At 76.7% G+C, this 23,081-nt stretch carries 16 protein-coding genes; 9 read left to right on the top strand and 7 right to left on the bottom strand.

The features are described 5' to 3' along the window. Positions 1-6 precede the first annotated feature (6 nt). Positions 7-2,076, bottom strand: coding sequence for an FAD/NAD(P)-binding protein (locus ACZ6KF_RS31985; RefSeq protein WP_469241613.1), 2,070 nt, complete (start codon positions 2,074-2,076; stop codon positions 7-9). Positions 2,077-2,784: 708 nt separating this feature from the next. Between ACZ6KF_RS31985 and ACZ6KF_RS31980 the strand changes: the two genes are divergently transcribed. From ACZ6KF_RS31980 to ACZ6KF_RS31940, 9 genes are all read left to right on the top strand, one after another. Beyond that, positions 2,785-3,324, top strand: a complete 540-nt coding sequence (locus ACZ6KF_RS31980; RefSeq protein ID WP_469241608.1) for a hypothetical protein — start codon at positions 2,785-2,787, stop codon at positions 3,322-3,324. Further along, positions 3,321-3,506 carry a MerR family transcriptional regulator gene (locus ACZ6KF_RS31975; RefSeq protein WP_356636652.1) on the top strand — a complete coding sequence of 62 codons (186 nt, stop codon included), beginning with the start codon at positions 3,321-3,323 and terminating at the stop codon, positions 3,504-3,506. The genes ACZ6KF_RS31980 and ACZ6KF_RS31975 overlap by 4 nt, the downstream gene beginning before the upstream one ends. A gap of 1,156 nt (positions 3,507-4,662) precedes the next feature. After that, positions 4,663-5,673: a mevalonate kinase gene (mvk, locus tag ACZ6KF_RS31970; RefSeq protein ID WP_469241606.1), complete on the top strand. Its 1,011-nt coding sequence runs from the start codon at positions 4,663-4,665 to the stop codon at positions 5,671-5,673. Position 5,674: 1 nt separating this feature from the next. Continuing rightward, positions 5,675-6,904 carry a diphosphomevalonate decarboxylase gene (gene mvaD, locus ACZ6KF_RS31965; protein WP_469241604.1) on the top strand — a complete coding sequence of 410 codons (1,230 nt, stop codon included), beginning with the start codon at positions 5,675-5,677 and terminating at the stop codon, positions 6,902-6,904. Next, on the top strand, positions 6,897-8,027 hold the full coding sequence (locus ACZ6KF_RS31960; RefSeq protein ID WP_356636646.1) for a phosphomevalonate kinase: 1,131 nt from the start codon (positions 6,897-6,899) through the stop codon (positions 8,025-8,027). The genes mvaD and ACZ6KF_RS31960 overlap by 8 nt, the downstream gene beginning before the upstream one ends. Beyond that, on the top strand, positions 8,024-9,193 hold the full coding sequence (gene fni / locus ACZ6KF_RS31955) for a type 2 isopentenyl-diphosphate Delta-isomerase (protein WP_469179363.1): 1,170 nt from the start codon (positions 8,024-8,026) through the stop codon (positions 9,191-9,193). Before ACZ6KF_RS31960 ends, fni begins: the two co-directional genes overlap by 4 nt. Then, positions 9,190-10,251, top strand: coding sequence for a hydroxymethylglutaryl-CoA reductase (locus tag ACZ6KF_RS31950; RefSeq protein ID WP_356636642.1), 1,062 nt, complete (start codon positions 9,190-9,192; stop codon positions 10,249-10,251). Before fni ends, ACZ6KF_RS31950 begins: the two co-directional genes overlap by 4 nt. A 5-nt stretch (positions 10,252-10,256) precedes the next feature. Continuing rightward, the gene (locus tag ACZ6KF_RS31945) at positions 10,257-11,432 is read left to right on the top strand and encodes a hydroxymethylglutaryl-CoA synthase (protein WP_356636640.1); all 1,176 of its coding nucleotides are present in this window, start codon (positions 10,257-10,259) and stop codon (positions 11,430-11,432) included. 543 nt (positions 11,433-11,975) lie between these two features. After that, positions 11,976-12,953 carry a 3-oxoacyl-ACP synthase III family protein gene (locus tag ACZ6KF_RS31940; protein WP_356636638.1) on the top strand — a complete coding sequence of 326 codons (978 nt, stop codon included), beginning with the start codon at positions 11,976-11,978 and terminating at the stop codon, positions 12,951-12,953. Between the two features lie 104 nt (positions 12,954-13,057). Here ACZ6KF_RS31940 and ACZ6KF_RS31935 read toward each other — a convergent pair whose 3' ends face one another. From ACZ6KF_RS31935 to ACZ6KF_RS31910, 6 genes are all read right to left on the bottom strand, one after another. Beyond that, entirely contained in the window at positions 13,058-13,207 is a 150-nt protein-coding gene (locus ACZ6KF_RS31935) for a hypothetical protein (RefSeq protein WP_356636636.1), read from the bottom strand. Positions 13,208-13,826: 619 nt separating this feature from the next. Further along, complete coding sequence (locus ACZ6KF_RS31930; RefSeq protein WP_469241602.1) at positions 13,827-16,223, bottom strand: condensation domain-containing protein; 2,397 nt, start codon at positions 16,221-16,223, stop codon at positions 13,827-13,829. Between the two features lie 433 nt (positions 16,224-16,656). Further along, positions 16,657-17,607, bottom strand: coding sequence for an SRPBCC family protein (locus ACZ6KF_RS31925; RefSeq protein ID WP_356636632.1), 951 nt, complete (start codon positions 17,605-17,607; stop codon positions 16,657-16,659). 784 nt (positions 17,608-18,391) lie between these two features. Then, the gene (locus ACZ6KF_RS31920) at positions 18,392-19,072 is read right to left on the bottom strand and encodes a thioesterase II family protein (RefSeq protein WP_469241600.1); all 681 of its coding nucleotides are present in this window, start codon (positions 19,070-19,072) and stop codon (positions 18,392-18,394) included. Positions 19,073-19,175: 103 nt separating this feature from the next. Next, positions 19,176-19,997: an AfsR/SARP family transcriptional regulator gene (locus tag ACZ6KF_RS31915; RefSeq protein WP_356636628.1), complete on the bottom strand. Its 822-nt coding sequence runs from the start codon at positions 19,995-19,997 to the stop codon at positions 19,176-19,178. A gap of 749 nt (positions 19,998-20,746) precedes the next feature. Continuing rightward, the gene (locus tag ACZ6KF_RS31910; RefSeq protein ID WP_356636626.1) at positions 20,747-21,592 is read right to left on the bottom strand and encodes an AfsR/SARP family transcriptional regulator; all 846 of its coding nucleotides are present in this window, start codon (positions 21,590-21,592) and stop codon (positions 20,747-20,749) included. Positions 21,593-23,081: the final 1,489 nt, after the last annotated feature.

Here is a 23,081-nt window from a genome sequence, read left to right as displayed (position 1 = left end):
GGGTGGTCACGGGGCGGGCTCCCCGTCCGGGGCGGGCTCCCCGCCCGGGGCGGTGCCCCCGCCCGGGGCGGCGGCCTCGTCCGGGGCGGCGGCCTCGTCCGGGGCGGCGGCCTCGTCCGGGGCGGCGGCCTCGTCCGGGGCGGCGGGTGCCTGGGGCAGGGCGAGGACGGCCGCGGCGATGGCGTCGGAGTCCTCCAGGGTGACCGAGCCGACGCCGGGTCGGATGCCGGCGGCGGTGACCCAGTGGACGGACTCGGTGGGGACGCCGTAGGCGAAGCGGCGCGGGTGCGCCCTGCCGTGGGCGTCGACGAGGCGGTAGGGGCGCTCGGTGACGGACAGGCCGCCGGTCTCGTAGTCCGCGTCGTGGCCGGGTCCGGTGCCGGGGACGGTGTGGGGGCGGCACTGGCCGGTGCTGAGCAGGTGGATCATCAGCGGGTCGGCGGTGCGCCGCAGGTCGGTCTCGGGCAGGCGGGCCTCGATGAGGGCGGTGGCCCGGATGCACACGCCGGGGACCTCCCGGGAGGAGGCGGTGAAGCAGGGGCCGTGCGGGCCGTCGGCGTCGGCGCCGACGCGCAGTCCGGGACCGGTGACGTCCAGGACGCCGGCGTCGATGAGGGCGGCCATCTCCTCGATGCGCGAGGCGGGCGGGCCGATGGACAGGTAGGCGTTGAGGGGGGTGTACCAGCGGTCCAGGTCTCGGCGGTGGGAGGCGGCGGTCAGGCCGGAGTGGTCGACGGCGAGGCGGATCTCGTTGCGCAGGTCGCGCAGGACGTCCAGGGCGGCCTTGACCGGTCCGCTGACGTTGCCCTGGCGGGCCAGGCGCACGTCGTCGTCGAGGTGGGCGCGCAGCCACCGGCGGAAGTCGGCCAGGTCCTCGAAGGTGCGGCTGCCCCAGGGGCGGGAGACGCGCCGCCAGTCCCAGCGGTCGGCGGCCCCGATGCCCACCTCGCCCAGCAGCCGGTCCTCGGCCGGGCCGGGCCGGGCGCGCAGGTAGCGCTTGGTGAACTTCTCGCGTGTGGCGGCGCCTTCGCCGCGCTGGGCGAGCAGGGCCGCGTAGTAGACCGCGGTCACTTCCTTGGCGATCAGCGGCCACAGGTCGGCGCCGAAGTCGATGGCCGTGCCCCTGCGGGCGCGGGCGCGCAGCAGGGCGACGTGGTCGGTCGTCAGCAGGCGCGGGCGGTGGCGGCCGTGGGCGCCCTTCTCGTTCTCGCCGCGCGCCTGGTAGGGCACGCCCCGGCGGGAGCCGGCGTACAGGCGCGGTTCGCGGCCGGAGGGCAGGTAGCGCAGGCGGCCGTCCCCGTCGCGGGTGAAGACGCCGCCGCGGCCGTGGGTGAACAGCGCCATGTAGTCGAAGAAGTTCAGGCCCAGGCCGCGCAGCAGCACGCTCTGCCCGGGCCGGACGGGCGAGAGGTCCACGTCGGCGGGGTTGGCGGGCGGCTGGTAGTGCAGGCCGTGCCGGTCCGCGAAGGCGGCCAGTTCGCGTTCGGCCGGGGCGGGGGCGAGGGGGACGTGGCCCTGGGCCAGTACGACGGCGGACAGGCCGGCGAGGAGCGTGCCGTCCTCCAGGCGGACGGTCTGCGCCCCGCGGCCGGGTCCGGCGGCGGGCGTCTCGTCCAGGGCGACGGCCCGCGACCGGTGCACGCGGACGCGTACGTGCGCGGCGGCGTTGCGCACGATCCGCTCGAACGCCCACGTCAGATAGCAGCCGTACAGGGCGCGGGTGGGGTAGGAGTCGGGGCCCAGCGCGCCGGCCTGGGCGAGGATCTCCTCGCGGGCGTGCGGGCCGGCCTCCAGGCTGCCCACCCGCACGGCCCTGGCCCACTCGTACAGGCTGGGGCCCTCCTCCAGCGGTCCGTCGATGCAGACGCTGGCGTCGGTGTAGACCGTCACCTGGGAGGCGACGGTGTTCATCAGCAGGTGCCGGGACTGGTCGGGGCGCCACACCCGTCCCGCGCCCGGCGGGTCGGGGTCGACGACGTGCACGGTGACGGCGTCCCAGCAGGGGGACTTCCGTTCCTGCGCACAGAGCCGTTCCAGTACGGACAGGCCGCGGGGGCCGGCGCCGACGAGGCACACCTGTAGGTGCGTCGCGGGCCTGCGGGCCGGCCGGGCGCCGTCACGGGCCCTGGGGCCGGCGGGGGGCAGCGGGTCGTGCCGGGGCAGCCGGGCTGCCGTCGCCGGCGGCTGCGCGGTGAGGGGGACGCCTTCTGAGCGTTCGCCTCCGTGCGTACCGTCCACAGTGTCTCCTTCCCGGGGCAACGGTCGGGGCAGGCGCTCAACGGGGGCTCGCTTCCAGGTGGAAGAGGGCTCAAGGAGGGCGGCCGGCGAGGGCAGGCGTCGGAGGGGACGTGCCCGGCGGGCGCGCGGGCCGCGGGGCGTGCGGGCTGCGGGGCGTGCGGGCTGAGCGGGGCCGGGCCGGGACGGGCGCGCGGGCTGTGCCGGGGCTGAGCGGGGCCGGGGGGTGCGGGCTGAGCGGGGCGGGGAGGCGCGGGCCGGGGGCCTGGAACGAGGCTGTATCGGGATTCGAGTGCGCGGTCGGTGTAATTGAACCGCTCGCCGGGACTCGCACGGCCGTTCTCCCCACCCGCCTGGTCGGCCACGGACTGGAGCACACGGACGTCACCTGCCCGACCGGCACGGGAGACCCCTGCGACGCACCGCGCTTACGGGGGCGAGCTGCCTCATGAAGGAGCTTCGATGACGTTTCACCCATGCCCGAGAAGCCATACCCACGAAAGCCGCGCCGCCGCCGGGTCCGTTCTGTGCACTGCCTGCATCAGGCGGGTGGAACGCAGTCTGCGCGCACTGCCCGGCCTGCACCAGGAGTGCCTGCACCAGGCGTCGCCGACGTCCCGGCAGACCAACCCGACCAAGGTGTCGGGCAGCCGCAGGCGCGACCACCTGAACATCTCGGTGCTCGACGCCCGCCACAGCATCCTCGCCCTCCTGGAGTCGTGGTCGGGGATGGTCGTGGACAAGCTCCGCACCACCGCACCGCCGCGCGCGGTGCCCCATCTGGCGCGGTTCCTGACGCTGCACCTGGACTGGCTGGTCACGCAGCCCCCCGCGGTGGACTTCGCGGAGGAGATCGAGGGCCTGGTCACCGAACTGCGCCAGACCATCGATCCCGACCCCAGCGACCTGCACACCCTGATCCGCAAGTGCGTCGTGGACCAGTGCACGGGAACCATCAGCGTCTCCCCGCGCGGCCAGGGCGCCGGCATCAGCAGCATCCGCTGTTCCGCCGGGCACACCTGGGAGATCCGCGAGTGGCTCGGCCTGAGGGAGCTCATGGAACGGCAGCGAAGGAGCGTCAGCGCATGAGGAAGCCGCCCAGTCACCGGCTCGTCCCCACCAAGGTCGCGGCCCTGGCGGTGGGGGTGTCCGAGGCGACGATCCGCAAGTGGGTCAGCCGCGGCAAGATCACCCGCTACGGCGCGCCGCACTGCCGCTCGGAGTTCGACATCGAGGAACTCACGGAGATAGCCCGCCGGCGCCGGCCCTGAACACTCCCCCGCCCCACCCCGCCCCGCATGCCGCGCATGCGGGGCGGGCAGCATTCCGCGCGCAACGCACGCCCGGGGCGCGCGGGCCGACGGCCGTCCCGGGTACGGCACCCCCGGGCGTGCCCGGGGCGCGGCCCCGGCGTCTGCGGTCCTGCCCTCCCCCGGTTTTCCCCGGGCCTCTCGCGGGCGGCGGTACGGGCGACTCCCCCGTGGCGAACGGTGAGGGAGGTCCGCGCCGCGGTGGAGGGCGTCGGGCGGTGAGCACCGCCGTCTGCGGGCGCACCCGCGCACGGGCGGCCGTCCCGCCCCGCGACTGAGCCTTCTCCCCCCCCGGGGGGGGCCGGAGGCCGCAGGGGACGCCCCCGGCGCCGGGGCGCCTCCCGATTCCCGCCGCGGCAGCCGGTGTTGGCGCCCGTGCCGCGAAAGGCGGGCGTCCCGGCGGCCCGGGAGAGACGGCGTCCGCCCGAAGTTCCCGCCCTGCCCGCCGCCCCGCCGCCCGCCGCCTGCCGTCCGCCGTCCGGCGTCCCTCCGTCCGGCGTCCGCCGCTGCGCGGGCTGCCGCCCGCCCCCCGTCGCCTGACGCTGCATCAGCTGCTGACGGCGTATCGGATCCGGGGCGGTTCCGCCGCCCGCTTCCTCTCCGGCGCCGGGTGTCCGCCCGGCGTCCCGTTCCGCCGCGGGCGGCAGGCGCGGCACGGCGGGACGGCGTCAACTCCCCCTTCGCGCACGGGTGTTGCGCCGGTCCGGGCTGCGGCGTGCACGGCGTGCACCCTCCCCGCCGCAAGTGACGCAGGTCACTTTCAGGGGCGGTTGGCGTGGGCGGGGACCGCGTGTCACTATCTACCCACGTCTACCCTGCCCAAAAGTTGCTGTGCGGCAGTGGTGTGCGTGCCGCAGTCGCCGCTTCGCGTGTCACGGGCCCGGTTCCGTGCGGGGGCGGCGCCGGCTTTCTCCCTCGTCAGGCCGGCCGTGCGCCCCGTGTGTGCGTGCGGCGGCCGCCTTTCCCTCCAGTGGTCCTGCCCGTGACGGGCCGGTGTGCCCGTGCGGGCACGGCGGCGGTGTTCCGGCGCGCTGCTTCGTTCCTCGTCCCGACTCCGGATGATGCGCTCTTTCATGATCATGCCCGCGTGCAGACAAGACATAGGGAGCTGAGTGCGTTGACTTTACCGACCTCGGTGGAGGGGGTGCCGCAGAGCCGTCCCGCCCGTTCCGTCGGCATCGGACGCGCCCACGCCAAGGCCATCCTGCTGGGGGAGCATGCGGTCGTCTACGGCGCCGCTGCGCTGGCCCTGCCGGTTCCGCAGCTGACGGTCACGGCGAGCGCCGGTTTCTCCGCGGGCCCGGGCGACGGCCAGGACGGCCTGTCGTACACGATGACCGGTTCGCCGTCGACGGCGATGGTGACGCAGGCCTCGGACGGTCTGCGCCGGCTGGTGGCGGAGTTCAGGGCGCGCACGGGCGTGGCCGACGGGCCGCATCTGGACGTGATCCTGGACGGTGCGGTGCCGCCGGGGCGGGGGCTGGGGTCCAGTGCGGCCACCTCGCGGGCGATCGTGCTGGCGCTGGCGGACCTGTTCGGCCGCGAGCTGGGCGAGGACGCGGTGTTCGAGCTGGTGCAGACGGCGGAGAACATGGCGCACGGGCGGGCCAGCGGGGTGGACGCGCGGGCCGTGGGCGCGCGGGGTCCGCTGCTGTTCCGGGCGGGCCGGTGCGAGGAGCTGCGGGTCGGCTGCGCGGACGTGCTGTTCCTGGTCGCCGACAGCGGCACGGCGGGCAGCACGAAGGAGGCGGTGGAGCGGCTGCGCGGGCGGTTCGCCGCCCGTGCGGGCGCGCGGGAGGAGTTCGTGGCGCGGGCCTCGCAGCTGACGGAGGCGGCGCGCAGCGCGCTGGCCGAGGGCCGTGCGGAGGACCTGGGCGTGCAGCTGACGGAGTATCACGGTCTGCTGCGGGACGGGGACTTGAGCACCGGGCGGATCGAGGCGCTGGTCGCGGCCGCGCTGGGGGCGGGCGCCCTGGGGGCGAAGATCACCGGGGGCGGGCTGGGGGGCTGCGTCATCGCGCTGACCCGGCCGGAGCAGGCCCGACAGGTCACACGCCGGCTGCACGAGGCCGGCGCCGAGCAGACGTGGGTCGTACCGCTGAAAGGGCTCGACAATGATGCGCCGTGACATGCAGGCCGCCCGTGAGGCGCCGCAGGACCGTGAGGTGCCGCAGGACCGGGGCGTGCCGCAGGGCCGTGCGGGGGCGGGGCGGGGGCCGGCGGGCAGTGCCGTCGCCGTCGCGCACCCGAACATCGCTCTGATCAAGTACTGGGGCAAGCGGGACGAGAAGCTGATGCTGCCCGTCACCGACAGCCTGTCGATGACGCTGGACGTCTTTCCCACCACCACCCGGGTGCGGCTGGAGCCCGGGGCACGGCAGGACGTGACCGTGTTCAACGGGACGCCGGCCGAGGGGGAGGCGCAGCGGCGGATCGCCGCGTTCCTGGACCTGGTGCGCGAGCGGGCCGGGCGCAGTGAGCGGGCGGTGGTCCACACCCGCAACACCGTTCCCACGGGGGCCGGGCTGGCGTCCTCGGCCAGCGGGTTCGCGGCGCTGGCGCTGGCCGCGGCGGCGGCCTACGGGCTGGAGCTGGACGCGCGGGGGCTGTCCCGGCTGGCGCGGCGCGGGTCGGGGTCGGCGTCGCGGTCGGTGTTCGGCGGCTTCGCCGTCTGGCACGCGGGCCCCGGCGCCGGCACGGACGCGGAGGCGGACCTGGGCTCGTACGCGGAGCCGGTGCCGGCCGGGGACCTGGATCCGGCGCTGGTCGTGGCGGTGGTGGACGCCGGTCCCAAGGCCGTCTCCAGCCGGGAGGCGATGCGGCGCACCGTGGCGACCTCGCCGCTGTACGGGCCGTGGGCGGCTTCCAGCGCGGACGATCTGACGGTGATGCGGTCGGCGCTGCTGCGCGGTGATCTGGAGGCGGTGGGCGAGGTCGCCGAGCGCAACGCGCTGGGCATGCACGCCACGATGCTGGCAGCGCGTCCGGCGGTGCGGTATCTGTCGCCGGCGTCGGTGACGGTGCTGGACCGGGTGGTGCAGCTGCGGCGGGAGGGCGTGGCGGCGTACGCGACGATGGACGCCGGCCCGAACGTGAAGGTGCTGTGCCGGCGGGCGGACGCCGAGCGGGTGGCCGGCGCGGTGCGCGCGGTGCTGCCGGCGGGTTCGGTGCTGGTGGCGGGCCCGGGGCCGGCCGCCCGCCTCCTCGACGAGACCGGTGAGACCGGTGAGACCGGTGAGAGGGGCGGAACCGGCGCGTCCGGCGGCGGGGTCCACGGCTCCGGCGGGGCTGACGGCTCCGGCCGGGCGGGCGTGCCGGCCGGGTCGGGTGGGCTGGGGGTGGCGGGCGGTGGTGTCTGAGCGCACGGTGGTGCGCCGGGCGCCGGGCAAGCTGTTCGTGGCCGGCGAGTACGCGGTGGTGGAGCCGGGCGGTGCGGCGGTGCTGGTGGCGGTGGACCGGCAGGTGACCGTGAGCGTCGCCGCGCCCGGCGCGCACTGGACGCGGCGCTGCGGGCCGGGTGCGGTGGTGGTGCGTTCCGATCTGCTGCCGGCCCCGGTGGGCTGGCGCCGGCGGGACGGCCGGCTGGCGGTGTGCGGCGCCGACGCGGCGGCGGGCGCGGGGCTGTCCCATGTGGTGGCGGCCGTCGAGGTGGTGTGCGCCCTGCTGGCCGAGCGGGGCGGGGCGGCGCCGGCGCTGGAGGTGTCGGTCACCAGCCGGCTGCACGAGGACGGCCGCAAGTTCGGGCTGGGCTCCAGCGGCGCGGTGACGGTGGCGACGGTGGCGGCGGTGGCCGCGTTCTGCGGGCTGCAGACCACGGCCGAGGAGCGGTTCCGGCTGGCGATGATCGCCGGTGCGGGCCTGGACGCGAAGGGCTCGGGCGGTGATCTGGCCGCCAGTACGTGGGGCGGCTGGATCCTGTACCGGTCGCCGGACCGGGCGTTCGTGGCGGACCTGGCCCGGCGCCGGGGGGTGCAGGCGGCGCTGCGCGAGCCGTGGCCGCATCTGCTGGTACGGCCGCTGCCCGCGCCGGCGGGGCTGTCGCTGCAGGTGGGCTGGACCGGCCGGCCCGCCTCCACCGCGGCCCTGGTCGCCGATCTGCACCGCCGGCCCTGGCGGGGCACGCCCGCGCACCGCCGGTTCACCGAGGCCAGCGGTGCGCTGGTGCAGGCGGCGGCCACGGCGCTCGAGGAGGGCGACGCGGCGGGGCTGCTGACGCAGATCCGGCTGGCCCGGCGGGAGTTGGCCCGCCTGGACGGCGAGGTGGGTCTGGGGATCTTCACGCCCGCGCTGACGGCGCTGTGCGACGCCGCCGAGGCCTTCGGCGGGGCGGGCAAGCCCTCGGGCGCCGGGGGCGGCGACTGCGGCATCGCCCTCATGGAGGCGGCCGCCGCGCGGGACATCTCAGAGCTCAGGCAACGGTGGGAGACGGCCGGGGTGCTGCCCCTGCCGGTGGGTCCCGCCCTGGAAGGGATCGAGAAATGATCGCTCAACGCAAGGACGACCATGTCCGGCTCGCCGTGGAACAGCAGCGCGGGCACAGCGGACACAACCAGTTCGACGAGGTGTCGTTCGTCCACCACGCCCTGGCCGGCATCGACCGGCCGCAGGTGTCCCTGGCCACCGGGTTCGCCGGGGTGTCCTGGACGGCGCCGCTCTACATCAACGCGATGACCGGGGGCAGCGTCAACACGGGCCTGATCAACCGGGATCTGGCCACCGCCGCCCGCGAGACCGGCGTGCCGATCGCGTCGGGCTCGATGAGCGCCTACTTCAAGGACCCCTCCTGCGCGGAGACGTTCAGCGTGCTGCGCACCCACAACCCCGGCGGGTTCGTGATGGCGAACATCAACGCCACCGCGTCCGTGGACAACGCCCGCCGCGCCGTCGACCTGCTGCAGGCCGACGCGCTGCAGATCCACCTCAACACCGTGCAGGAGACGGTGATGCCCGAGGGGGACCGCTCCTTCGGGTCGTGGCCGGGACAGATCGAGAAGATCGCGGCCGCGGTGGACGTGCCCGTGATCGTCAAGGAGGTCGGCAACGGGCTGAGCCGGCAGAGCGTGCTGCTGCTGGGCGAGCTGGGCGTGGCGGCGGCGGACCTGGGCGGGCGGGGCGGCACGGACTTCGCCCGCATCGAGAACGGCCGGCGCGCCCTGGGCGACTACGCCTACCTGCACGACTGGGGCCAGTCCACCGCCGCCTGCCTCCTGGACGCCCAGGACGCGGGACTTCCCGTCCTGGCCTCCGGCGGGGTGCGCCACCCGCTGGACGTGGCCCGCGCGCTGGCGCTGGGCGCCTCGGCCGTCGGCGCCTCCGGCGGGTTCCTGCGGACCCTGCTGGACGGCGGCGTCGAGGCGCTGGTCGGGCAGCTGAAGACATGGCTGGACCAGCTGGCCGCGCTGCAGACGATGCTCGGCGCGCCGACACCGGCCGCGCTGACCGGCTGCGACGTGCTCATCGAGGGCTCGCTGCGCGCCTTTTGCGCCGACCGCGGCATCGACACCGCCCGCCTGGCCCGCCGCACCACCGCCGCCGCCGCGGGCGCGGCCGGCACGACCATGAACCCGGCCGCGCACACGGCCACGACCGCGGGGGCCGGCGCCGAAACGGGCGCGGGTGCCGCCGAGACGACGGGAAGCACACGATGACCGACACGCACGCGGTGGCCGGGGTCCCGATGAGGTGGGTGGGGCCCCTTCGTATTTCCGGCAACGTCGCCGTCACCGAGACGCAGGTGCCGCTGGCCACCTACGAGTCGCCGCTGTGGCCGTCGGTGGGCCGCGGGGCGAAGGTGTCCATGCTCGCCGAGAAGGGCATCGTGGCCACCCTGGTCGACGAGCGGATGACCCGCTCGGTGCTGGTGGAGGCGGCCGACGCCCACACCGCCCACCTGGCCGCGCAGGCCATCCACGCCCGCACGGAGGAACTGCAGGAAGTGGTGCGCGGCTGCAGCCGCTTCGCCCGCCTGATCGGCATCCGCCACGAGATCACCGCCAACCTGCTGTTCGTGCGGTTCGAGTTCTCCACCGGCGACGCCTCCGGCCACAACATGGCCACCCTCGCCTCGGACGCGCTGCTGGGGCACCTGCTGCGCACCGTGCCCGGCATCTCCTACGGCTCCATCTCCGGCAACTACTGCACCGACAAGAAGGCCACCGCGATCAACGGGATCCTCGGCCGCGGCAAGAACGTCGTCACCGAGCTGCTCGTGCCGCGCGAGGTGGTCACCGGCGTCCTGCACACCACCGCCGCGAAGATCGCCGAGCTGAACCTGCGCAAGAACCTCCTGGGCACCCTGCTGGCCGGCGGGATCCGCTCGGCCAACGCCCACTTCGCCAACATGCTCCTGGGCTTCTACCTGGCCACCGGGCAGGACGCCGCCAACATCGTCGAGGGCTCCCAGGGCGTGACCATGGCCGAGGACCGCGACGGCGACCTGTACTTCTCCTGCACCCTGCCCAACCTGATCGTGGGCACGGTGGGCAACGGCAAGGGACTGGGCTTCGTGGAGACGAACCTGGCCCGCCTCGGCTGCCGGGCCGAGGCCGAACCCGGCCACAACGCGCGCCGCCTGGCCGTCATCGCCGCCGCGACCGTGCTGTGCGGCGAGCTGTCCCTGCTGGCGGCGCAGACCAACCCCGGCGAACTGATGCGCGCGCACGTGAAGTTGGAACGCGACCACACGACAGCGAAGGTTGGTGTCTGACGACCATGCCCAACGATCCGGCCATCGGAATCCACGACCTGTCCCTGGCGACGACCGAGTTCGCCCTGACGCACGAGGCACTCGCCGCGTACAACGGCACCGAGATCGGCAAGTACCACGTGGGCATCGGCCAGCGGTCGATGAGCGTGCCCGCCGCCGACGAGGACATCGTCACCATGGCCGCCGCCGCGGCCGCCCCGGTCGTCGCCAGGCACGGCACGGACCGCATCCGCACGGTCGTCTTCGCCACCGAGTCCTCCATCGACCAGGCCAAGGCGGCCGGGATCTACGTGCACTCCCTGCTCGGGCTGTCCTCGGCCTGCCGCGTGGTGGAGCTCAAGCAGGCCTGCTACGGCGCCACCGCCGCCCTGCAGTTCGCCATCGGCCTGGTCCGCCGCGACCCCTCCCAGCAGGTCCTCGTCATCGCCAGCGACGTGTCCAAGTACGAACTGGACAGCCCCGGCGAGGCCACCCAGGGCGCCGCCGCGGTCGCCATGCTGGTCGGCGCCGATCCCGCCCTGGTGCGCATCGAGGAGCCCTCGGGCGTGTTCACCGCCGACGTCATGGACTTCTGGCGGCCCAACTACCGCGAGGCCGCCCTCGTCGACGGGCAGGAGTCCATCACCGCCTACCTGCAGGCCCTGGAAGGCGCCTGGAAGGACTACGGCGAACAGGGCGGCCGCCCGCTGCAGGACTTCGCCGCCTTCTGCTACCACCAGCCCTTCACCAAGATGGCCTACAAGGCCCACCGCCACCTGCTCAACTACTGCGGGCAGGAGACCGACAAGGACGCCGTCGAGGCCGCCGTCGGGCTGACCACCGCCTACAACAACGTCATCGGCAACAGCTACACCGCCTCCGTCTACCTGGGCCTGGCCGCCCTGCTCGACCAGGCCGGCGACCTGACCGGCCGGCCGGTGGGCTTCCTCAGCTACGGCTCCGGCAGCGTCGCGGAGTTCTTCGCCGGCACCGTCGCCGACGGCTACCGCGAACACCTGCGCACCGACGCCCACCGCGAGGCCATCGCCCGCCGCAAGGACGTCGACTACGCCGGCTACCGCGCCCTGCACGAACGGTCCTTCCCCGCCGACGGCGGCGACCACCCCACCCCCGCCCAGACCACCGGCCCCTTCCGCCTGGCCGGACTCAGCGGCCACAAGCGCCTGTACGAAACCCGCTGACCCCCGCCCCTCCCCCCACCCCAGCCCCCTCACCCCCTCTTTTCACCTCTCCCCTCCGCCCCTCTCACCCCCTTCTTTCCGGCCGCCCGCCGTCCCGCCACCGTCCCGCCGACGTCCCGCCGTCGTCCCGCCCGGCGGGACCGGCACAGGCACCGCCCCGCCACACCCGGCACACCGTGGCACACCCGGCACCGCCCATTCCCGGCCCCCCACCCCCGCCCCGCCGCCCCGCCCGCAGTCCCGCGGCGCGGACGCAGGGGAGCGGGCTCAAGGGCTCAAGGGCTCAAGGGCTCAAGGGCTCAAGGGCTCAAGGGCTCGAGGGCTCGACGGCCCGGTGCTCGGCCGCAGACCGGCTCCCGGCCTGCCGGGCCCGGCAGGCCGGGAGCCGGGGGCCGAGGTCGGAGGCGGGGGCGGGGGCGGGGGCCGGGCAAAAGGGAGAGACCCCGCAGGCCGGGGAGGGCGGGGCGGGGCCGCGCGCACGGCCGGCCCCCGGACGCACAGCGATTCCCCACACCACACACAGCCCACAGGGAGGGCCACCGCATGAGCGACGTCAGGATCCTCGGCACCGGCGCCTACGTGCCGGACCGGGTCGTCTCCAACGACGAGGCGGGTGCGGCAGCCGGAGTCGACGACGCCTGGATCACCCTCAAGACCGCGATCCGCGAACGCCGCTGGGCCGCCGAGGACCAGGCCACCTCCGACCTGGCCGCCGCCGCGGCCCGCGCCGCGCTCGACTCGGCCGGCGTCACCGCCGACCAGCTGTCCGTCATCGTGGTCGCCACCTCCACCCCCGACCGCCCCCAGCCCCCCACCGCCGCCTACGTCCAGCACCTCATCGGCGCCACCGGAGCCGCCGCCTTCGACATCAACGCCGTCTGCTCCGGCACCGTCTTCGCCCTGTCCGCGGCCGAGGACGTCCTGCACCGCACCGGCGGCCACGCCCTGGTCATCGGCGCGGACCTCTACTCACGCATCCTCAACCCCGCCGACCGCCGCACCGTCGTCCTCTTCGGCGACGGCGCCGGCGCCCTGGTCCTGGGCCCCGCCGACACGGGCCCGCGCATCCGCCACGTCGCCCTGCACTCCTTCGGCGACCTCTCCCACCTCATCGAGGTCCCCGCCGGCGGCAGCCGCCGCCCCCTGGACGCGGCCGGCCTCGACGCCGGACTGCAGTACTTCGCGATGAACGGCCGCGGCGTGCGCCGCTTCGTCGAGGAGAACCTGCCGCGCCTGGCCAAACAGTTCCTCCACGAAGCCGGCGTCGTCCCCGACGACATCCGCCACTTCGTCCCCCACCAGGCCAACGGCGTCCTGCTCGACACCGTCTTCGCCGACCTGGCCCTGCCCCACGCCACCATGCACTGGACCCTGACCCACTACGCCAACACCGGAGCCGCCTCCGTCCCCATCACCCTGGACTCCGCCGCCCGCACCGGCGCCCTGCGCCCCGGCGACCTCGTCCTGGCCGCCGGCTTCGGCGGCGGCATGGCCGCCGGATTCGCCCTCATCGAATGGTGAACCCCCCGCCCCCCGGACCCGGAAACGGGAACGAGGGGCGGGAACCAGGGAACGGGAAACAGCAGGACCGGGAACCAGAGAGCGGGGCGGGGCCCCGGGGGACGTCAGTCGATGCCCCGCACCAGATGCGGTTCCCAGGTGTCGTCCTCGTCGACCCCGGCCAGCATGAGCGGCGGAACCCCCCGCAGGAAGCGCCCCGCAGCCTCCCGCACCTCCCCCGATCCCCGGCCGTCCTCTTCCTCGGTGCCGTACATGCCATCCTCCTGCCCGGCCGGGCCAGAAGTGACCCGTGCCACACACCCACCCTGCAGACCCACGGAAGAAAACCACTCGAACCGTGATGGGACCGGCATAGAGGACCACCCCAGCCCCAGCCCGGACGGGCCCCCGCCCCTCCGCCCCGCCCGCGGTCCCTTTTCCCGCACGGGGCCACGGGCCACGGGTGCGGCGCGGCGCGGCCGATGGCCTCGACGCCCCTGACCCCTCAGATGCCTTCCGGCGCGCCTGACGGGCCGGGGCTCGCGGAGGGGGCGGAGTCCGCAGGACAAGGGCCTGCGGGCCCGGAGCCCGCGAAGCCGTGGCCTGCAGGGCCGAGGTCTGCCGGACCGAGGTCTGCAGAGCCGAGGTCTGCCGGACCGCGGTCTGCCGGACCGAGGTCTGCCGGACCGAGGTCTGCCGGACCGAGGTCTGCCGGACCGAGGTCTGCGGGCCCGGAGCCTGCCGGACCGAGGTCTGCCGGACCGAGGTCTGCGGGCCCGGAGCCTGCCGGACCGCGGCCTGCGGGGCCGAGGGCTGCGAGCCCGGAGCCTGCCGGACCGCGGCCTGCGGGGCCGGAGCTGCCGGGCCCGGGGCGTCTAGCGGGGCCGGGCCGGTTCAGGCGGGCGGGGCGGCGGCCTGCAGGGCGGCGGCCAGGCTGCGGGCCCGCTCCCGCTCCCCGGCCTGCGACCCCGCCAGCACCACCCGCGGCGGTCGTCCCCCGCCCGCCGCGATACGCCGGGCCAGGTCGCAGGCCGCCGCGCCGGCCCCGGAGAACCCCGCCAGCAGCACCTTGCGCCCCTCCCCCAGCCGCGCCACGGCGCCCCGAGCCGCACCGCCCGCACCGCCCCCGGTTCCGGGGGTGAGGACGAGGAGTTCCTCGGGGCCCGCATACAGGGCCGCCAGCAGGCCGTAGCAGAATGCGGACGCGCCCGGCGGAGGGACCAGACAGATCGTGCCCGCACCTTCCCGGCGCGCCGCCCGCACCCTGACCAGCACCCCCTCCCCGGCTCCCGCGCCGTCCCCGTCCCCCGTGCCGCCGGGCGCGGGGCACGGCAGGCACGAGGGCGGGGGCGCCGGGGGGCCGGGGGGCAGCAGGTCCAGGGCCCGGGCGACGGTGACGGAGCCCTCCTCCCGCGGCAGTGCGCGCAGCAGCAGCACGGTGTGCGCGAGCAGCCGGGCGGCCGTCTCCCCGCCGGCCGGGACCCGGTCGTGGACGGCGGTCAGGACCAGGCCGCCCGCCCGGTCGTGCTGGGCCAGCAGCGCCAGGGGATGCCCGGTGCGCGCCGGCCAGAGGGCGGGGAACCGCGCGTCCAGGCCGTGCGCGGCCAGTTCGCCGCGCAGCCCGTCGGCCGGGTGCGGCGGGTCCTCGAAGACCACGACGCTGTCCGGCCGCCCGCCGCCGCTCCAGGCGCGGATCCAGTCCGCGGGCACCCACTCGTAGGCGGCCGCGTCCAGCGCCCGGTCGCGCAGGTCGCGCACCAGCCCCGCCACCGGCGCCGCCGGGTCGACCACGACCGACACCGGCAGGGGGTTGCGCAGCGGGCCCGGGGTCCGGGCGGCGCCCTCCAGCGGGATCCCGCGGCCGGGGACGGCCACCTCGAAGGCGACCGGCGCCGCCCCGGCGCCGCCGCGGCCGCGGTGGAGCAGCATCGCCCACACCGCCTGCAGCACACTGCTCTCGGCCGCCCCGAGACCGCCCGCCCACCGCGCGAGCCGGGCGACGCCCGCCGGATCCAGCCGGCGGCGGGCCCTCCCCGTACCCGCCGCGGCCGGACCCGCCGGAACGGCCGGACCCGCCGGGGCCGCCGGAACGGCCGGACCCGCCGGGGCCGCCGGAACGGCCGGACCCGCCGGACCCGCCGGATCCGCCGGGACGACCGGACCCGCCGGGACGACCGGACCCGCCGGGACGGCGGGGACAGCCGGGACGGCGGGGACGGCGGGTGGCGCCGCGCGTCTCTGTGGCCGCGCCGACGACAGGTGGCGGGTGAAGAACTCCCGCGCCGGGCCGGTGTCCTGGGCGGCCACCCAAGCCGCGTAGTCGCGCAGGTCGGGCCGGCGCTCACCGCCGGGCAGGACGCCGCCGGCGAGGTAGGCGCGGTAGAACGCGCGCAGCAGCAGCCGCACGCTCCAGGCGTCCAGCAGCGCCCGGTGGTAGGTGACCACGATCCTTCGCCCCGCGGCGGCGGACCGGCGGGAGGCGAGCAGGGTCAGGCGCAGCGGTCCGGGGCGGGACAGGTCGAAGCCGCGCAGCCGGTCCTGCTCCAGGAAGGCCCGCCAGCCGCCGGGGGCCGGCCGGGCGATGTCGGGCACGACCCGCTCGTGCACCGCGAGCAGCGGCCGGCCCCCCGGGGCGAACGCGGTGCGCAGCACCGTCTCGCGGTCGAAGACCGACTGCCAGGCGGCGGCGAACCGCCCCGCGTCCAGCGGACCGTGCCAGACCCACATCAGCTGCTCGACATGCCGCCCGCTGCCCGGCCCCGTGTCGCCGCCCGCACACAGGACGGCCTGCTGCGGCGTCGCCGGGAACAGCCGCACGGCACCCCCGGCACCCCCGGCACCCCCGGCACCCCCGGCACCCCCGGCGGCGTCCCCGGCGGCGGCGTGTCCGGCGGACACGGCGGACACGGCGTCCGCGGCGTCGGCGGCGTCGGCGGCGGGGCCGGTGCTCCGGGCCTGCGCGGGGGGCGCGGGGGCGGGGGCCTGCGGGCGGGCGGGCGGCGGCTGGGTGAGCCGGTCGGCCAGGGCTCCCGCGACGAGGCCGGCCGCGGCTCCGGAGGGCGCCGAGAACCGCAGCGTGTGGTGGTCGGGTCCGTGCCGCAGCAGCCGGTGCCGCCAGGCGGGCCGGTCCGCCAGGTGGGCGGTCAGCTCGCCCAGCAGACGCTCCAGCGCGGCGGCGTCCAGCGGACCGCGCAGCTCCAGGTCCCACGGGGCCGCGTGCGGCGGGGGCCCGGGGTCGACGACCACGCACAGCGGGGCCGGACCGCCCGGGCCCCGGCGTCTGTGCCCCATGACAGCCTCCTGGTGATGGTGAACGGCAACGTCCCCCGCCCTTCCGGGGGCCCGCCCGCGTCCGCAACGCCGGGAACAGCACGCTAACGGCAGCAATCGCCCGAAGTCCGTTTTCCCGAGCGGCTATGCAGCGGTGCCCGAGCGGAGCGCGAGACGCACCCGCCCGGGCAGCCCGCCCCTTCCTTTTCCCGGCCCCGGTCCGGGCCTTTCCGGACCGGGCGCCGATTTCCTTCACAGAATCTTTTCCGACCCGTCCCGTCCGGAAAGACGCACGCTTTATCACTGACTCGTGTCACGGGCCGGGGCGCAGAATTCCGCGGGGGGTCCGGCCCGGATTTTCCGGGAAATTCGGAGCGTGCGGGCAGGGGCGCGCGCGACGGGGACGCGGACCGCGCGGCGCCAGGGGCGGGGGCAGGGGGTGTGAGGGGGTGTTTCAGGGGGCGGGGACGGGGTTGGCGGCGTGGCGGGCGGCCCGCTCCAGCACGGCGCGGCAGTGCCGGCGCAGCGCGGCGCGGACGTGGCGGCGGGCGTGGGCGAGGCGGGCGCCCTCGCCCAGGACGTCGGTGACGGCCTCCTCGCGCAGCAGGACCCGGTGGCGGGCGGTGACGGTCACCCCCCTCTCGTCGGGGTCCAGCGACCACTCGCCGGTGTGGGCGGCCACCAGCCGGCCCGGGGAGGTCTGCTTGTAGACGATGCGGCCGGCGTGGGGGAAGCAGATCCGCACCGACTCGGTGGTGTGCGCGCCGTCCTCGGTCAGCGTCTGCATGGTCATGCGCTGCACTCCGGGGGTGTCCTCGGTCAGGGCGACGCGGGTGACGTGGGGCACCAGGTGGGGCCAGGAGCCGGCCCGGTGGAGGAAGCCGTAGACGGGTTCGGCGGGGCCGTGGATGCGCAGCGAGTCCTCGAAGGACAGGACCAGGTCGTCCAGGCGGGTCCACCGCTCGGCGAAGTTCTTCAGGCCCTCCAGATGGACGGGGCCCTCCAGGTCGGCGCACAGGCGGGGCGGGGCGGCGGGGGCCCGCAGGCGGGGGACGCTGTAGCCGAAGGCGAGGTCGAGTTCGGTGCGGGCGGGGCCCTGGCCGCGCACGGCGATGACGCCGCTGACCGCGTCGAGGGGGGCGGAGGGAAGTTCCTGGCGGAACTCGATGCGCCGCTCGACGGGGTCCAGGCGTCGCCAGGAGCTGCACGACATCAGCCGGCCCTCCAGCAGGGACCACACCAGCAGGTGCTCGCGCTCGCCGTCGAAGTCCAGGCGCTCCACATGGATGCTCGGGGCGAAGTAGAGCGGCAGGGCCGCAGCATCGGCGAGGACCGCGTAGACCACGCCGGCGGGCGCGGCCACCTGGATGCGGTGCCTCGTCCTGCCCACACGCTCACCAGACATCTGAACACCTCGTTCTCGGTCACGGTGCGCCGCCCGGACCGCGCAGGGCGCTGCGGACGGCGGATACGGAAAAAGGGGGCCGGGCCCCGGCGGCCGGGTACCGGCAGGTCCGGGCCGGGGCGGCCCGCACCGGTGCGGCCCCGGGGATCCGGACCCCGGGAGCCGGGATACCGGCACGGGCCGGTACCGGCGGCCCCGGGACCGGGCGGCCACGGAACCGGGTGACGCACAGACGGACGGCTGCGGACCGGAACCCGGGAGCCCGGCCCGGAACCGGTTCCGGACCGGGCCGGGCACCCGTCCGGGACGGAACCGGCGGCCCGGCCCCGGTCCGGCCCGGGGCCGGTGGTCCCAAGCCGGTCCGGCCCGGGGCCGGTGGTCCGAAGCCGGCCGAGGCCGGGACCGGTCCGGCCCGGGCCCGGCGTCCGGGCCGGCCCGGGTCCGGTCCCCCCTTGTCCGGGGGCCGGGGCCCGGCGCCCGGACCGGCGGCTGTTGGCGGCAAAGGCCTGCGGACCGGAACCCGGGAGCCCGCGGTCCGGGGCCGTAGGCGCGGCCGGCGGCCGGCCGCGCGGCCTCCGGTACCGGGCCGCGGGCTCCGGGCCGGGGTTCCGGTTCCGTTCCGGTTCCTTTCCGGTTCCGGGTCCGGTCCCGGTGCCGGTGCCGTGCCCCGGGCCGGCCCGCGGGCCGGGCCCCCGGGTGGGGGCAGACCCCCTGGTGGCAGGCTCTCGGGGCAGGGGCAGGGCAGAACCGGGGCCGGGGTGGGGCCGGGGTGGGGCTGTTCCCTTCAGCCGACGGGTGCCGGCTGCGGGTCCAGGCGGCCGGCGATGCGGCAGGCGCGGCCCAGCAGCCGGGGCAGGGCGGCTGCGCCGCGTCGGACGAACTCGTCGGCGGGCAGGGTACGGGTGTGCACGGGCCCGGTGGTCCACCGCCGCCAGCCGTCGGTGTCCGCGGCGCGGGGGGCGATCAGGAGCAGCGGGGTGGCGGGCAGTGGGGCGCGTGCGGGGCGGCGGGCGGCCTCGTGCAGGGCGCGGGCCAGTTCGTGCTCGGCGCGCAGCACGGGCAGGGCGGCCCGCAGCAGCACTCCTTCGTCGCTGCCGGGCGGGACGGCGGGGCGGTCGTCGTGCGGCCGGGGCGGCTGTCCGGCGCGGGGCAGGCGGGCGGGGTCGGTGGGCGGCGGGCAGGCGCCGACGGCCAGGAGCGCGGGGCCGGGCAGGCCGGCCTCGTGCAGGGCGCGAACGACGGTGTAGGCGATCAGGGCGCCCAGGCCGTGCCCGTACAGGACGTAGGGGCCCGGGCCGGGGACGGTGAACGGCTCCATCGCGCGGGCCAGGAGCGTGTCGCGGCTGAGCGCGCCGGGTGCGGGCACGGGGGCGGCGACGGGCCGCACGCCCGGGCCGAGCCCGGCTCTCCAGCCGTCGAAGAGGCCCGCGGCCCGGGCACTGTGCGCGAAACAGTGCAGAGACACGGGCGGTCGGTCCGGCACGGCATCCTCCCCAGGGTGGTGGCTGCGGCTGCGAGGGGTTCGAGGATGCCCGGCGCGCCTCGAACCCAGCTGGAGGCGTGCCTCATCAGGCGGCGTAGCGGTCGAAGGTGGAGCCTCGGCGGGGGCCGGCGACCACGTCGAGTTCCGGGTCGACCGCGAGCATGGCCTGGTGCAGGCGCTGCAGCGGCGGGGAGGGCTCCACGCCCAGTTCCTCGATCAGTCCCTCGCGCAGCTTGCGGTAGACGTCCAGGGCGGAGGCCTGCCGGCCCGAGCGGTACAGGGCCAGCATCGCCTGCGCGTGCAGGCCCTCGTGCTGGGGGTGGCGGGCGGTCAGGTCGGTCAATTCGGCGATCAGCTCGGTGTGCCGGCCCAGCCGCAGGTCGGCGTCGATCCGGCGTTCCACGGTCACCAGGCGGGACTCCTCCAGCCGGGTGACCTCGATCTGCAGGACCTGCCCGAGCCGTACGTCCACCAGGGCGGGGCCCTGCCACAGGGCGAGCGCCTGGCGGAAGCAGCGGGCGGCCCGTTCGTCGTGGCCGTCCTCGAAGGCGGCCTGCCCCTCGGCGGCCAGGCGTTCGTAGGCGTGCACGTCCACCGACTCCGGGGGTATCTGCAGCAGGTAGCCGCCGTGCCGGGTGGCCAGGACGTTCTTGGCCGCGCCGGGCGCGCCGGGCCCCATCGCGGTGCCCAGACAGCGGCGCAGCTGCATGATGTAGGTCTGCAGGGTGGTCATCGCGCTCTGCGGGAGTTTCGTCCCCCAGATCTCCTCCATCAGCGTCGACACCGGCACGACGCGGCTGGGATACAGCGCGAGCAGGGCCAGAACCTGTCTGGGCTTCCCGGCGGTCGGGACGATCGAGTCCCCGTTCACGGCGGCACACAGCGGACCCAAAACCTGAATCTCCATGGTTCCTCCGTTCGTCGTCGGACACTCCCAGTGGCGGAAAGTCTTCGGCGAACTTGCACGCTAGCGGTATCCACGGCGGAGGCAACGGTTCCTTCAGCGGCATTTGAGCAATCCTCGAAGAACCGGCCCCGCACGGCGCGTTCCGAGAAACACGGAAGTATTAATAAACCAGCCGAAAGGAACACGCCGGTCATTCAGAAAATCCCTGTGTTCACATTCCGGCCCCGACCGCTGCCACACCGGCACCGGGCCGGACGGGCGGCACCGGGCGGGCCCGGCGGGGCCGGACCGGACCCGGCAAGGACAGGGCGGGGCGGGGCAAGGCGGGGCGGGGCGGGGCGGGGCGGGAAGACACTCGCACACGCGTCCCGGCGGCCGCGCACCGGGGTGCCCCCCGGGGAAGACGGCAGCCGACAGCCGGGGCGCGGCCCGGCGACGGGTGTGCGGCCGGGGGCGGGGCGCGGCCGGGGGGCGGGGCGCGGCCCGGCGGCGGGTACGCGGCCCGGCAGCGGGTGCGGGCCGGGGGGCGGGGCGCGGCCCGGCGACGGGTGCGCGGCCCGGCGACGGGTGCGCGGCCGGGGGCGGGGCGTGGCCCGGCGACGGGTGCGCGGCCGGGGGGGGCAGGGCGTGGCCCGGCGACGGGTGCGCGGCCCGGTAGCGAGTGCGCGGCCGGGGGCGGGGCGCGGCCCGGCGACGGGTGCGCGGCCGGGGGCGGGGCGTGGCCCGGGGGCGGGTGTGTGTGGGGGGGGTCAGGTGGTGGGGACGAGGCGTTCGCGGCCGTCGCCGGTGCTGCGGCCGGGCACGGACTCGCCGGGGGCGCCGGGGCCGGCGGTGAGGATCAGGCGCTGGATGCGGCGCAGGTCGGCGGAGGGTTCCAGGCCCAGTTCGCGCACCAGGGTGGCCCGCAGCCGCTGGTAGGTCTCCAGGGCCTCGCTGCGGCGCCCGGAGCGGTGCAGGGCGAGCATGTACTGGCCGCGCAGGGTCTCGTGGGTGGGGTAGCGGCTGACCAGGACGGTGAGTTCGGCGATCAGGTCGCGGTGGCGGCCCAGGCGCAGGTCGGCCTCGATGCGCCGGTCCAGCGCGCACAGCCGGGTCTCCTCCAGGCGCCGGGCCTGGGCCTGCAGCTGCTCGCCGGCCTGCACGCCGGCGAAGGCGGGCCCGGACCACAGGTCCAGGGCCTGCCGCAGCTGCCGCGCCGCGCCCCGGAAGTCGCCCGCGTCCATCGACCGGTAGCCCAGCGCGGTGAGCCGCTCGAACTCGCGGGCGTCGCTGACGCCGTCACCGGCGTCGAGGAGATACCCGCCCGGCACGGTGACCAGGACCTCCTTGGCCGTGCGGCGCGGGCCGTCGCCGGACGGCCCCGGCAGCGCGGCGGCGATCAGCTCCCGCAGCTGCAGCACATAGGTCTGCAGGGTCGTGCGGGCGCTGCGCGGCGGCGCGGCCCCCCACAGTTCCTCGGTCAGGCAGGCCACGGAGACGACCTGTCCGGCATGGAAGGCGAGCAGGGCCAGCACCTGCCGCGGTTTCGGCGCGGTCGGCGTCACCGAGACACCGTTCACGCGGACGTCCAAGGTGCCCAACACCTCGATGTTCACGTCTCCCCCGTCTCACGCCCGGACCGGAGCCGGACGAATCAAACCGCACATCCCGTATTGTTTTAGGGTTTCGGTCAGGGATATCACAGGCCCCGCAGGCCCACAACCATCCCCCGCCCGGGGCACGGGCAGGGGAACAGGGGATGTACGGCGCCGCACGGGCCCCCGGCCGCCGCACGGCCCCGCCGGCTGCCGGGCCGCTGCCGGCGGCCGGCGGGCGCCGCTGCGCAAACCGCCCTGACGGTCACCCGGCACGGGCAGGACGGCGCGCACCCGCTGGCCGAGGCCGGCCGCAGACGGTGCCGGCGTGGCCGTCCTCGGCAGGCACGAGCCGGCCGGCAGCGGGCGCCGGCCGGGCAGGGGCAGGGCGGCGGCAGCGGCGTGCCGGCCGGGCAGGGGCAGGGCGGCGGCAGCGGCGTGCCGGCCGGGCAGGGGCAGGGCGGCGGCAGCGGCGTGCCGGCCGGGCAGGGCGGCAGGCAGCGGCGTGCCGGGGGGCGGTGTCCGGCGGTCCCGGACGGACGGCCGGCTCCGGCTCCGTCCGTCCGGCCCCCGACCGGGGCAGGTGCGCGGCCGGGCGGCCAGGACACCCCCGCTGTCCTGGCCGTGTTGTCCCCGAAGGGCCGGCGGCGCACCGCGGCCCGGCGGCCTGCCGCGGCCCGGCGGCGGGGGCGGCGCCGTCCGCCCGGCCGCCCCGCCGGCCCGTCCGGTGCCCCGGTGGTCGCGGCCCGCAGCCTGAACGGGTCCTGGCACACCGAGGGGCGAGGCGGGTGCCGGCTGCCTGGGCGACAGCGTCAGGATCACGAGGTCCGGCCTCGGGGACCGGGGCCACGGTGTCCGGGGGGCTCTCGGCGTGACCGGCATCCACCACGCCACCACGCCACCACGCCATGGGGCGCTGCCCTGCTCCCGCGCAGCGCGGCGGACCACTTGATCACCGAGCCCGGGCGGGGTTCCCCGCCCGGGCTCGGCCGGCCGTGGGGGCCGTTGCCCCCAGAGGTCACGGCGCCCCGGCGTGCGACGCCTCCGGCGGCCGCCGGCCGGACCCGGGACAGGGGGCGTGGAGGGCGCGTGCGGGCGGTTCCGGCCGCCGCTGCGGCGGCCGGGGGCGCGCCGGCCCGGTTCTGCCCCCGGCGGCCTTTTGCCCGCCCGGTCCACGGGCTGCCGGCCTGCTCGTGCCGGGGCCCGGCAGGGCCGGCACGAAGGCGGGAGGGGGCCGTCCTGACGGCGGACGGCCCCCTCCCTGCCTGCCCCTGGCGTGCCGGGCCCCGGTATGCCGGGGGCCCGGCACGCGGACGGGCGGGTGTGCGGGTTGCGGGGGTCAGGTGCGGGGTTCGGCTCCGGCGCGTTCGGGACTCTTCGCGGCACCGCCGGGGCTGTCAGGGCCGCCGGGGGCGGGGGTTTTGACGGAGTCGAGGAGGAGCTGGGCGACGTCGACGACCTGGACCGTCTCCTTCGCCGTGCCCTCGTTCTTCTTGCCGTTGACCGAGTC

This window comes from Streptomyces sp. NPDC046379 (genome assembly GCF_055587785.1).
This window is presented reverse-complemented; position numbering and strand designations above follow the sequence as displayed.

Bases quoted from the DNA above. Each gene is read 5' to 3' on its own strand.
- ACZ6KF_RS31925 (WP_356636632.1), bottom strand. From the start codon at position 17,607: ATGTCTGGTGAGCGTGTGGGCAGGACGAGGCACCGCATCCAGGTGGCC.
- mvaD (WP_469241604.1), top strand. From the start codon at position 5,675: ATGCAGGCCGCCCGTGAGGCGCCGCAGGACCGTGAGGTGCCGCAGGAC.
- ACZ6KF_RS31950 (WP_356636642.1), top strand. From the start codon at position 9,190: ATGACCGACACGCACGCGGTGGCCGGGGTCCCGATGAGGTGGGTGGGG.
- ACZ6KF_RS31935 (WP_356636636.1), bottom strand. From the start codon at position 13,207: ATGTACGGCACCGAGGAAGAGGACGGCCGGGGATCGGGGGAGGTGCGG.
- ACZ6KF_RS31975 (WP_356636652.1), top strand. From the start codon at position 3,321: ATGAGGAAGCCGCCCAGTCACCGGCTCGTCCCCACCAAGGTCGCGGCC.
- ACZ6KF_RS31945 (WP_356636640.1), top strand. From the start codon at position 10,257: ATGCCCAACGATCCGGCCATCGGAATCCACGACCTGTCCCTGGCGACG.
- fni (WP_469179363.1), top strand. From the start codon at position 8,024: ATGATCGCTCAACGCAAGGACGACCATGTCCGGCTCGCCGTGGAACAG.
- ACZ6KF_RS31915 (WP_356636628.1), bottom strand. From the start codon at position 19,997: ATGGAGATTCAGGTTTTGGGTCCGCTGTGTGCCGCCGTGAACGGGGAC.
- ACZ6KF_RS31940 (WP_356636638.1), top strand. From the start codon at position 11,976: ATGAGCGACGTCAGGATCCTCGGCACCGGCGCCTACGTGCCGGACCGG.
- ACZ6KF_RS31930 (WP_469241602.1), bottom strand. From the start codon at position 16,223: ATGGGGCACAGACGCCGGGGCCCGGGCGGTCCGGCCCCGCTGTGCGTG.